The sequence below is a fragment of the Snodgrassella alvi wkB2 genome (genome assembly GCF_000600005.1).
In the GTDB taxonomy this organism is placed as follows: domain Bacteria; phylum Pseudomonadota; class Gammaproteobacteria; order Burkholderiales; family Neisseriaceae; genus Snodgrassella; species Snodgrassella alvi.
Window position 1 is genome coordinate 2,101,272 of record NZ_CP007446.1, and the last position, 11,709, is coordinate 2,112,980.

The window sequence follows — 11,709 nt, forward strand, 5'->3', positions numbered from 1 at the left end:
CACATGAACAAAAAACGTTCATGGCTGCTGCTGTTACTGGTATTTGTGTGGCTGTGGCCGGGTGTACTGCATCATGATTTATGGACACCGGGTGAACCTTATCTGTTTACTACCGTCAGTCAGTGGCAAACTTCAAACTGGGCAGTTCCGACTATTTTTGGTGAGATAAACTGGGAAGCTTCTCCCTTATATACATGGCTGGCAGTCTTATGTCAGCACTTATTCAGCCCGAAACGGATGGATGTCTATGAAGCCACCCGCCTTACCAATGTTATCCTTATAGTACTCACGTTTTCCTGTATTGGCGGTTCCGCACGCGAATTTCTTGGGCGTGGCTATGGCCGGATTGCGGTACTGATTTTATTAGGATGTACCGGTCTGCTGATTCCGGCACACTTTATTAACGACAGCATGATTCTCTGTCTTGGTGCATCCATGTGCTGGTATGGTTTTGCGCTGGCGGAACGACGTATTATGATGGCCAGCATGATGCTCGGCGGCGGTCTGGCAGTTCTGTCTTTAACCGGCAGTTTACTTTGGCCGCTATTGCTGATTCTGATCGCATTCAGCCTGCTGCTGCATTCGAAATGGCAAAGCAGGCGCTACCATCTGGTATTACTCATCTCCCTGCTCTGTGCTTTACCGCTGATGCTGATCTGGCCACTGGCTTTACATCAGACCGCTGCCAATATATTCAATTTGTGGTGGCAATACCATGCCCTCGCACCATTCGGCGGTTTCCGCCATTTTGAGGCACATTTCTCACTTGGGTATTACCTGAAAAATCTTATCTGGTTTGCTTTTCCTGCATGGCCATTAGCCATCTGGACAGCCACACGCTGTAAACTGAACAATCTGCGCTGGGGTATTCTCGGTATTATCTGGCTGAGCCTGTCTCTGCTTGTATTTGCTCTGCTGCCACAGCAATATCAGGATTTATTAGTATTTCTCCTGCCACCGCTGGCTGTATTAGGAGCAGCACAGCTGGATGCCCTGCGTCGCAACGCCATAGCATTTCTCAACTGGTTCGGCATTATGGCTTTCGGCTTTCTGGCTGTATTTCTCTGGCTGGGCTTTATTGCCATGAATTACGGCTGGCCGGCCAAACTGGCCGAACGGGCAGTTTATTTCAGCCCGTACTACCGCTACGATGTAAACTACTTTCCGGTCATTGTTGCCTGCGTACTGACACCATTATGGCTATGGGCCATTACCCGACAGCATATCCGCGGCAGACAGGCAGTCACTAACTGGGCTGCCGGCGTATTACTGGTGTGGTCTCTGCTGCTTACTCTGTTCTTACCATGGCTGGATGCAGCCAAATCCGCCCGGCCGGTTGTCCAGCAAATGCAAAACAGTCTGAGCGAAGAACAACAACAGGCTTTTATTAATATGCATGACTGCATCAGTGTTAACCAGAATAGCTTTAGCATGCGTATTGCATGGCAGCAATATAGCTGGATTCCTCTGCTGCCGGATAATCCGCACTGTAACTATCGTCTGATCAGCAGAGACTCCAAAACCACTCCGCCGCCTGAATGGCATGAAATCTGGTCTGGTGCCCGTCCGCGTGAAAAAAACAACATCATCGCCTTGTGGGTTAAATCCACTGCAACAAAGGAATAACAATTATGAATACTCCAGTAGAGCAACAAACCAGTCTGCCGGCCACACCCGCCAACGTCGATGCCGGCGAAATCGACAAATTCAGCCAGCTGGCACATAAGTGGTGGGATAAAGAGAGCGAGTTTAAACCTCTGCATGACATTAATCCCTTGCGGCTCAGTTTTATTGATAGTTATGCCCGGCTGACCGGTAAAGATGTACTGGATGTAGGCTGTGGCGGCGGAATTCTGAGTGAAGCCATGGCAAAAGCCGGTGCCAGTAGCGTTACTGGTATCGATTTAGCCAAAAAATCCCTGAAAATCGCCCAGTTACACGCTATGCAGGAACATGTCGGCAACGTAAGCTACCGTATGGTCAGTGTAGAAGATTTAGCCGCAGAAATGCCGGCCGGCTTCGGAGCAGTTATCTGTATGGAGATGCTGGAACATGTACCCGATCCGGGCAGTGTAGTGCATGCTTGCGCACAATTAGTCCAACCTGGCGGCGTAGTTTGTTTTTCCACTATCAACCGCAATATCAAATCATATATGCAAGCCATCATTGCAGCAGAATACATCTTGCAACTGATGCCGCATGGCACCCATGATCATCGCAAATTCATCACGCCGGCAGAACTGGCACGCCTGTGTCGTCAGGCTGGTCTGGAATGGCTGGGTAGCAGTGGCTTTACCTACAACCCGTTAACCAGACGCTATCACCTTACCGACAGTCTGGATGTCAATTACATGATTGCCTGCCGCCGTCCTTTAGATTAATAACAGCCTGTTTAAAAAGCCGGTATCATAACCAGATACCGGCTGCTGTAACTGTTCCTGAATCACCGCCTGTAGCTACTGCCCTACCAGTGACTTCATAACAGGAACAGTCGACCAGTCAATACTGTCGAGCAGATTTTTTACCACCAATCCCAGCTCTGTATCACCCTCGATTTTCAGCCGGCGATTGAAAAACAGCGTATCCGGATCTTCCTGCCGCAACAGCATCTTCATAAAATCGGCGGTATTGGCACTCAGACACAAATCCACCACACCAGCAGCATCAGCAGCCATAAAACGCTCGTTGTCGGCACTGAAACATAAATCCAGCCCCAAATCCGATACCACAATCCGGAAATGACGTCCGGCCAGCAAAGACATATCTGCCAGTAATATCTCTCTTCTAAGTAACTGATTTAAGGTATTAACCAATACCCATGCCGGTGGTTTTGCCGGCAGTACTGAAATTATCTTTTTCAAAAATACCGGCATTACTTTATCAGGCACCTGCATGTATCATCCCTTCGCATTGATTAATTCCGGCTTTACCATGCCAGTAACCATCCACCAGTACATTACCTGCATGCATTTTGAGCTCAGATAAAGCAGAAGTTGCTTTTTTTGCTCCGTCCAGAACCTGCTGATGCAATTCAATCACTTCCGCCATATACTCTTTTTGCGGAGAAATTCTTAAATATTTCACACCAATAGCCATCAGCTGCTGATAACTGGCGAGTAAAGAATGATAGCCGGCAGACATTGTCTGAATCCCGTTAATAGTCAGAAAAGCCTGTTTTTCGCGTGTATTCAGCAGCAGACCATCAGCATGTTCCAGACATTTGAATTCACAACTGTCTTTTTTCAGATTGTAATGCCGTGCGGTAAAACAGCGTGAAGAATAAGCCAACGGCAATTTTCCCCAGCCAAATACCTCACAGGTCATATCCGGCACTGCCGCAATCATCTTGGCCAGCCGGTCTGCGCCCAGCTCAACCGGAGCAATCCAGCGATAAGCCCCCAGCGACTGCATCAATGCCAGCGTCTGCTCGTTATAAATATTCAGTGCCTGCCCCGCAACAAAAGGAATTCCCTTTGCATGCAGCAGCCTCACCGCAGCAAGATCATTAGCCTCTACCTGAAAATCAGCTTGTTCTGTCAGTTTACGCAGCCGCTTTAAATCAGATTCACTCTCCAGCAGCACCTGTGAAGATAAAATCACCTCATGCCCGCTGGTAGCCACATCATGAGCCAAATCAATCCAGTCGGCTACTTTCAGCTCCTGCCGGCGGGAACATACCGTCTCACCCATATAAACCGTTTTTAGTGGCTGCTCAGCCATCTGCCGGTAAAAATCCACAATCTGCTGCTTATGCCAGAAAAACAGAATCGGCCCTAACGATAAAGCCAGTTTACCCTGTTGCATCATCTACATTCCCTTATTATTTCCACGGCCGGTTATAAGCACCCAGCGTTACCTGCTGGCCTTCTGAGACTTTGGCCAGTGCCTGCTGCCACAACGGATTAACACTGAACTGTTCTGGACTTTGTATTGCCATATCCAGAGCCTGCCGTAATACCTTAGTGACCTGAGCTGTATAGGCCGGACTGCGCTGCCTGCCTTCCACCTTAATCGCCGCCACACCGATTTCCAGCAATTGCGGCAAAATTTCTATAACATTCAGACTGGTTGGTTCTTCCAGCGCATAATACGTTTCCTGATTTACCTGAAACCGCCCTTTGCACAAAGTCGGATAACCGGCCGGCTCATCCACACCATACCGGTCAATCAGAATATTATTCAGCCGTGCATCCATCCCGTTGTTATACTGCTCCCAGCGAACATATTTTGCCGGTGAACACACACCGAAAGTATTAGGCGACTCTCCCGTCACATAACTTGAAAGCAGACAGCGTCCCTCTACCATCACACACAAACTGCCAAACCCAAACACCTCAATTTCTACAGAAGTATGTTTAATTACCTGTTCCACCTGAGGTAAAGTCAGCACCCGCGGCAATACCACCCGTTTGATACCAAACAGCTCCTGAGCCAGATTAATCGCCTCATAATTCGTAGCCGACCCCTGTACCGACATATGCAATGCCAGCTGAGGATGTGTTTTTCGCGCGTAAGCCAGCATCCCCAGATCAGCCAGAATAACCGCATCCACGCCCAGCTCAGCCGCTGTATCCACAGCCTGCTGCCATTTCAGTACATCGCCGGCCTGTGCATACGTATTAATTGCCATCAGCACCTTACGCCCGTACTGATGTGCATAAGCAATTCCCTCAGCGGCTGACTTATAGTCAAAATTCAGACCGGCAAAATTGCGTGCATTAGTTGCATCCTTCAGCCCCATATAAACCGTATCCGCTCCATGGTCTACTGCCATTTTCAGCGCCGGTAAATTACCTGCCGGGCACACCAGTTCAGGTATTTTCCTACTCATCTGTTTTCACCAACCCCATAAATAAAAACATCAATCAGCAGGTATCAATACCTGCACAAATGCAGGATTAAAACATTTAATACAATCGAATTTATTGACAATAAACAAGCAAAAATTAAATCAAAATATTTTTAATATTTATTTAACCAAAAGATACATAAATAAATAAAAAGTTTAATAAAAATAACAGTGAACATAAGAATGATTGTATAAATAAGCTGCCTTTTGCCGTAGTTTTATTTTCCGAATCATCATAGCGCCTCCATTTATCTGCCATAAAATATGTTATGCTGTACCACATAGTTTATATAGTTAATGTCTGAAGGTAGGGAGAACCAAATGGCAATACCAGAATCAAAACAGGAACTAATTGAAGCAATTAATAAAAACTATACACTACTGACCAAAAAGCTGGCTGCTGTACCTGAACAGAAAGCCTATCTGCCTCTGATGGAAGGCCATGCTAAAGGTACAATGATGAGTGCTGCACAGCTTGTGTCTTATTTAATTGGCTGGGGAGAACTGGTGCTGTCATGGCATAAACAGGAACAGTCAGGGCAGAAAATTGCCTTTCCGGAAGCAGGATATAAATGGAATCAACTGGGATTACTGGCACAGAAATTTTATCGTGATTATCAGGACATTACCGATTTCAAACAGTTACTCTCGCTTCTGGAGACCAACAAAAAGAATCTGATTTCACTTATTGATAGCTTTAGTAATGAAGAGCTGTATGGCTCACCCTGGCATGAAAAATACACACGCGGACGCATGATTCAGTTTAATACCTCCTCCCCTTATAAAAATGCCACAGGACGATTGAATAAATTGTTGAAACAGATCAAAGAATAAATTAATTATTAGCAATAATCTGGTCACGATAGCCAGATAACACCTGAATATGATTCAGACATAATTATTGCCTTATTATTAATTACAACTTAATTTTTGACCTTTTATTAAATAATCATTCCGCATTTAAACCAGTACATCATTATCCAGACTTTTTGTAATTTTTAACGCTGTATAAGGTCTCAATTTAAATAATTCGTCACATATATCCAGACATATATTCATTGTTTCTTTATCCTCGTCCTCTATTGCTTCATCATAAATTCTCTGAATGGCTGTTATCAAATTGGATTCATCCTGCCAAGAATCCCGAAATACTTCACTCTGATAACGACGATTAATATTTTCCACTAAAATTAATAATAAAGGACATAAATCAGTTAATTTTGCAGGGTAATTATTTATAGTCCAGCAAAATTCATTTATGCAATAAATCGCGGCACGGGAATTAACAAAAATACTGAATAATTTCTGAAAATTTGATTTTGTCCAATAATTTTTACTGGTTATACAACGACCTAATTTTCTGACTATCTCAATATTTTCATCATTTAGCAACCTTTCATAAGCAAATTCAATTTTCTCTATCTTATCTGTATATTTATCATTTTCCAGAATTTGTATAATAAAATCGGTACAACCATTTTTTAAAACATCATCTCCATTCAATACTTGCTGCAACTCGTCTGTAAACAAATTACTAAAAAACCATCTGGCATATATCTGTTTAGCAGCCAGCATTCTAACTTCGGACTTATCGGAATTAAGCATATTTAATACCAGTTCGATATATAAATATTCATAAGGTCCTCCAAACCCGGAATTGAAAAAATAATTTGCTTCTGGAGAACAAGAAAAAATAATATTTTTCTGACATAAAATAAAGAAATTTTTATGTGCGTAATCTTCATTAGAATTCAGAATGGATAGCAAAAGAGCAGTAGAAGTGATTTGTACTGCCGGATGTTCATCATTGATAGCCGCCTGGATTAAGTCCAGATTAGCCAATGCAAATTCTTTATTTTTTCTGAATATTTTAGCTAATGCATGATAAGCATTGCCTCGGACACAATTAAAGGAATTTATGTGAAGTTCCTCAATATTTACAGAATTAGCACATTTATTCTGACCTGAAGTATATACTGATAATGTATTAGGTTTTGGATCCGGAGAAAATTTTGCCAGATTACATAACATATCAATTAGTGATTTTGAAATATTATCCTCTCTATTGGCTAACATGCTAACCAAACTTAATTCAGACACATGATTATAAAAATGTAAAATAATCTTTTCTAATAGCTCCACCGGACAGGGCTGCCATTCTGCCTGAAAATCTTTAGCTATCTTATTTCTATCAGTTTCTGCCAAGCCAGAAAATAAAGCTACAATAAACTCTTTATGAATAGATACAGGTAAAGTCAGGGCAAATCTGGCAAATCGGGATGGCTGATTGCGTACATTAGTTTCAAAATCACAAGCAAGTTTTTGAATTTTTGATTTAGCTATTATAAATTTTTCATTTCTCTGTTTTTCTTTATCAGAATTTAGTCTAAGTGCTGGTGCTAATATTAATTTATGCCAGTTTTTATCAGACAAACAATTTCCTTTGGGTAATGGGGAAGTGAACCAGCTACTATGACCAAATACTATACCGTTATAATTTTCATTTTTATAAAACCCAAATTTTCGCTGCAATACAGCTATTAATTCACATGTATCAGGCTTGAGACGTTTACGGTCCAATTTCGGCAGTAAAAAATATTGCGCATGTCCCCAATAGTGTTCAAAAATTCCATTCTTTCTGTTTGCCAATTGCAATTTAATATACTCAATATCCTTTAATGGCGGTATATAGTAAATAGTATGTTCTAATTGCTTAAATAATTCCTCTGAACAATGAGGAGAAAATTTTTCAATCAGCTTCCCAGCCAAAGCCCATTCGGATTCAATCCAAAAATTACCACAACTTAATCTTTGTTGAGGTTCTTTTAATAACCAGCAAATCACCATATCTGCATATTTAGCTGGAAGATTGAATAACTGATTAGCTATTATGTGTATAAAAATAAAATTAGGGTGATTTAGGTAAGGCTTAATCAGTTTAATAAGCTCTTCTGGTCTGTCTTGCAACTGGCCTCCAGCTACCTCTATCATTTTCAGTATAGTTAGTTGTAGACTGGTTTTGTTCTCTAAAACGCATTGAAATTTATCAATCCATTGATTAAAAATAACTTTTTCTGAATTAGACGGCAAAATATTGTTTATATATTTCAAAAGAAATTTTAACACAACTTGCGGTATTAACATGACCATTTGAATTACATTATCATCATTTTCTGACCAATAGCACTTAGACATGAAAGGTTTCATTATGTATTCGGTGTCAAAAGGATCTGATATTCCGGATAACTCCTGCTGATGCTGAGCCAGTATGATGCTAATTATATCCAGAGCTCGTTGTGGATATTTTTTTGCAAGATTGTTCCAGTTTATCGAATATGACTGATATCCTGATTTTATTATTTTTTTTCTTAAATCAAACAATATATCAGCATCATTTTCTATATCTCTGGGTAATAAATTATATATTTTGGCATCAAGTGAATCAGACAAACCAACCAAAGGAGTAATTTCTTTTACCACTAATTCAGGTATTATATTTACTACTGAAAATAATAAATTTATTGTTGAATCTACCAATACTTGATCTGTATTTTGTAACCATCCGGCAATATATCCGGCCTCAATCAGATATCTGACAATATAGCTATTACCGAAGCTGGCATTCTGCAAAAATTGCATTAAGAATTCAGGCTCAGTAATAATTTTATCAATCAGTTTACGTGCTGGTTTTTTAAGTTCCTGAATGTCTTTAATAGAGTACAAAACAAGATGCTTTAAATGAAACCTGATATCATCAGTAAATAAAATAGCGTTTACACAATTACAGAAAGATTCTTGGTTCATTTGCAGCAACAGATTCATAGCATATTTCAGCTGCTCCCGTTTCATTAATGTCTGTTCTTCTCTGCTTCCTATAGCATCTAATAAATTCTCCACAGAAAGCATTGCAGTCTGATACAGACTAAAACCAATCTGATAATCAAATAATACCTGATGCCGGAAACTTATCTGCTCATTCTGCTTGTTCAGTAATCCAACTGATATCAAAGCTTTGAGCTGTTTTTGCATTTCTACTGGTAATAAAGATTCTGATACAATTAACCGGCAGCTTTTCATCATTAGCTGAGAAATGGAATCTGCAAGTGCATGAGCCTCTGAACTACTAACACTACAGCGCTCCACTTCTTGCATACGATCTTTGATAAATTCTTGTATCAGCTCCAGTTTATTATTTAATTTTGTTACCGAATTATGATTATTACTGGCAATGGATAAATAAAATCCCAGCCATAACGGTATTCGCAAAATACGCTTTTTTTCTGATAGCAGATCAGAATAATTTTCATAAGGTGACACTAAATCATTTACGGTATTCTCATCTAATTCTGCCAGATTTATTTTCCTGCATTCATTATCTAAGCTTTTTATCCAGCTGGATAATGCGATATCTTCATTAATGTCAAATGTTCGTGCTGCCAGTACTACACTGATATTTTTATTTTCTTTTCTTAAATAAATGATCTGTTTAATAAATTGACGACAGATTTCCAGTGCCTGACTTGAATGCATCGCAGTCCAGCGAATGGCATCTAACTGATCAAGGATAAAAACAACTTTTTGGGCAGCAGCATATTTACTCAGACAATAAACCGGTGAAGCAAGAAAACCAAGAGATATTCCATATTGTTCAAGATTTGTTGCCGGAATTCTTCTATCCAGACGAATCGGCACTGAAATAATTTTCTGCTGTTGCAAATATTCATGCAGTTGCAGTAATAAAAAACTTTTGCCGTAGCCGGCCTCAGCAGTAAGTAATGTGACAGCATTGCTTTGTATTGAATCAGATAATTGCTGTACTTCATTTTTTCTGTTAATCAAATTAGCAACCGGTGAGGAGCAAATCGAATTATTAAATTCTTCAGACAAATTATCAATCGCTGTCTTTATGCGTGTATCCGAAAGCATTACTCTGCGGTTAAATCCGCTTTTTTCTAAATCTCCCTGTAAAAGAAAGGGTGTTATTTCAGTACGTAGTTTATCTTTATCAACCGGATAAATTTTTAAAAACCTTAATATATCATCTGTATTATCAGAATATAACTGGGAAATTCTGAATTCCAGCCAATCCTCAATTGTTTTTGTAAACTTAAATTGTTCAATTTTAAATTTTTGTAGAAAATTAATTGCTCGGGATACATCTTTCAGACAGGTGATGTCCAGATTCAGATAATTACATAGATCTTCAAAAATTTTTTTACGTTTCTGGCTGACATTTATCTGCCATTTCAGAAAATCCTCTGGATTCCCATTACTGTTTAACGCACTATCACTCAGATCACTGATGGTTTTACAGCTTAAAGGAGAAACCAGATAAAATTCATTATTTTGCTCTATCTGAAGCCATGCATTAGATAAAATACCAGAACTATGTAAATGAGCCAGAGTCCACTCCTTATTATCCTCTTTACCCATTTTGCATTGATGGTATTCAGCGGTACCGTCCGTTTTATTAATAAGGATATCCACTCCTTGCCCATCAGGACCTAACGGCTCAACGACAACACTTATAATTTTTTCTTCCAGTAAGCGAACCAGCTGATAGGCTACCCAATTAGCTTCATAGCGATTACCGAATTTATCTGCATACCCACCACTCTCTGCTGCCATCTTATTTTCTCTGAAATAATGATATCTACTAATAATATGATTTGCATTTCATAATAAATCTCTTATTAAAGAATAACATTTAATATAAAACGCCAACTTTTTACGTTTAATCTATATATGTACAAGATCACTTTATTTCAACGAAAAATAAGCCCTGTATTCAGCTTTCAACACCATTACCATAAAAATTAAATACTCGACTGATATATCAGACTATCAATACATACATTATTAATTTTTACTTTTTGTTTTGAACTCAGCCCCCAATTGTTCCTGTTGCATTGAAGAATAAGTTGCATATGTAGGTGTTCCGCGATTTTTTATACTCAGAACAAATATGTTGTTCATCATTTAAATTTTTTTATTACTGCTCTCTCTGCATATTCACTATTCTGCAAGTTTATTACACGGCAATCGCTCAGACATACACTGATACCGACAAATATAAGTAAACAGATTTTAGCGATTCATTTCTGCCTAAGTTGCTTTTCTTCAAATGCAAAATAGCGTTTGCCATTGATTTCATGAATCAGTATCTGCATGATTCTGATTATTTTTTACGTTATCCGGCCGGAAATAACTTCTAAAGCAGAATTATTAACAGCAACATACAAATTACCGTAGGCTGATTACAGATTTTATTCTGCTACATTTCTAAAGACGGTTCTTAGTCACGGTAAATATCTGGATTAGAAGCTACTACTGTATTCCCATATAGTTTTGTGGAAATCCCAGATACGGATCTCTTTACTACAATTACAGACCGGAGCTGCTACTCCTGTACCGAGGGCTTTCTATAACAGACTGCACGCATTATCTTTTTGCTAAATTTCTAGCATATTTTTTGGAATCCTTCAGCATTCTAAAATTCATTATGGTTATGCGAGGCATCATTACTGTCTTTTTTCTCAGCCTCGCATCTGTTCATTGATATCCTTTCAATAATCATGCTCAGTTAGTTTATCGGAAATGTTTTTTAATTACAAAATCCGGATAGCCTTTCCTTATTTGTACAATTTTTCAGAATTTTTTTACATATCAGCAAATTATAAACCATGCTGACGTGGTGTAACTCGATTTTCTGTCATATCACGATACAGAATTTTTAAATCCAGATTATCGCTCCTTAAATCTCTTACACCACAGATCACATCAGATTCCTGTTGTTGTACATTGGTATGACCAATAGCATCTATCTTCTGATAGCCCCGGAAACATAACAAATTTTTTAA

At 39.5% G+C, this 11,709-nt stretch carries 8 protein-coding genes; 3 read left to right on the top strand and 5 right to left on the bottom strand.

Annotation, left to right across the window (positions count from 1 at the left end; translation table 11 throughout):
* Positions 1-3: 3 nt before the first annotated feature.
* Positions 4-1,626, top strand: coding sequence for an ArnT family glycosyltransferase (locus tag SALWKB2_RS09625; protein ID WP_232348086.1), 1,623 nt, complete (start codon positions 4-6; stop codon positions 1,624-1,626).
* A 5-nt stretch (positions 1,627-1,631) separates the two neighbouring features.
* A complete protein-coding gene (gene ubiG, locus SALWKB2_RS09630) occupies positions 1,632-2,381 on the top strand; it encodes a bifunctional 2-polyprenyl-6-hydroxyphenol methylase/3-demethylubiquinol 3-O-methyltransferase UbiG (RefSeq protein WP_025331467.1) in 750 nt (249 codons plus the stop codon).
* A gap of 75 nt (positions 2,382-2,456) precedes the next feature.
* Here ubiG and ubiT read toward each other — a convergent pair whose 3' ends face one another.
* Genes ubiT through ubiU form a run of 3 tightly spaced genes read right to left on the bottom strand, consistent with a single transcriptional unit; the run spans position 2,457 to position 4,831 of the window.
* A complete protein-coding gene (gene ubiT, locus SALWKB2_RS09635; protein ID WP_025331468.1) occupies positions 2,457-2,894 on the bottom strand; it encodes a ubiquinone anaerobic biosynthesis accessory factor UbiT in 438 nt (145 codons plus the stop codon).
* Entirely contained in the window at positions 2,881-3,804 is a 924-nt protein-coding gene (locus tag SALWKB2_RS09640) for a U32 family peptidase (RefSeq protein ID WP_038649765.1), read from the bottom strand. The genes ubiT and SALWKB2_RS09640 overlap by 14 nt, the downstream gene beginning before the upstream one ends.
* A gap of 16 nt (positions 3,805-3,820) precedes the next feature.
* Positions 3,821-4,831 carry a ubiquinone anaerobic biosynthesis protein UbiU gene (gene ubiU / locus SALWKB2_RS09645; RefSeq protein WP_025331470.1) on the bottom strand — a complete coding sequence of 337 codons (1,011 nt, stop codon included), beginning with the start codon at positions 4,829-4,831 and terminating at the stop codon, positions 3,821-3,823.
* Between the two features lie 339 nt (positions 4,832-5,170).
* Between ubiU and SALWKB2_RS09650 the strand changes: the two genes are divergently transcribed.
* Positions 5,171-5,683 carry a ClbS/DfsB family four-helix bundle protein gene (locus SALWKB2_RS09650; RefSeq protein ID WP_025331471.1) on the top strand — a complete coding sequence of 171 codons (513 nt, stop codon included), beginning with the start codon at positions 5,171-5,173 and terminating at the stop codon, positions 5,681-5,683.
* A 126-nt stretch (positions 5,684-5,809) separates the two neighbouring features.
* Here SALWKB2_RS09650 and SALWKB2_RS09655 read toward each other — a convergent pair whose 3' ends face one another.
* Together SALWKB2_RS09655 and SALWKB2_RS12275 are read right to left on the bottom strand one after the other, a co-directional pair.
* Positions 5,810-10,477, bottom strand: coding sequence for a hypothetical protein (locus SALWKB2_RS09655; RefSeq protein ID WP_025331472.1), 4,668 nt, complete (start codon positions 10,475-10,477; stop codon positions 5,810-5,812).
* A gap of 1,046 nt (positions 10,478-11,523) precedes the next feature.
* The gene (locus SALWKB2_RS12275; RefSeq protein WP_158500020.1) at positions 11,524-11,700 is read right to left on the bottom strand and encodes a hypothetical protein; all 177 of its coding nucleotides are present in this window, start codon (positions 11,698-11,700) and stop codon (positions 11,524-11,526) included.
* Between the last annotated feature and the right edge of the window lie 9 nt (positions 11,701-11,709).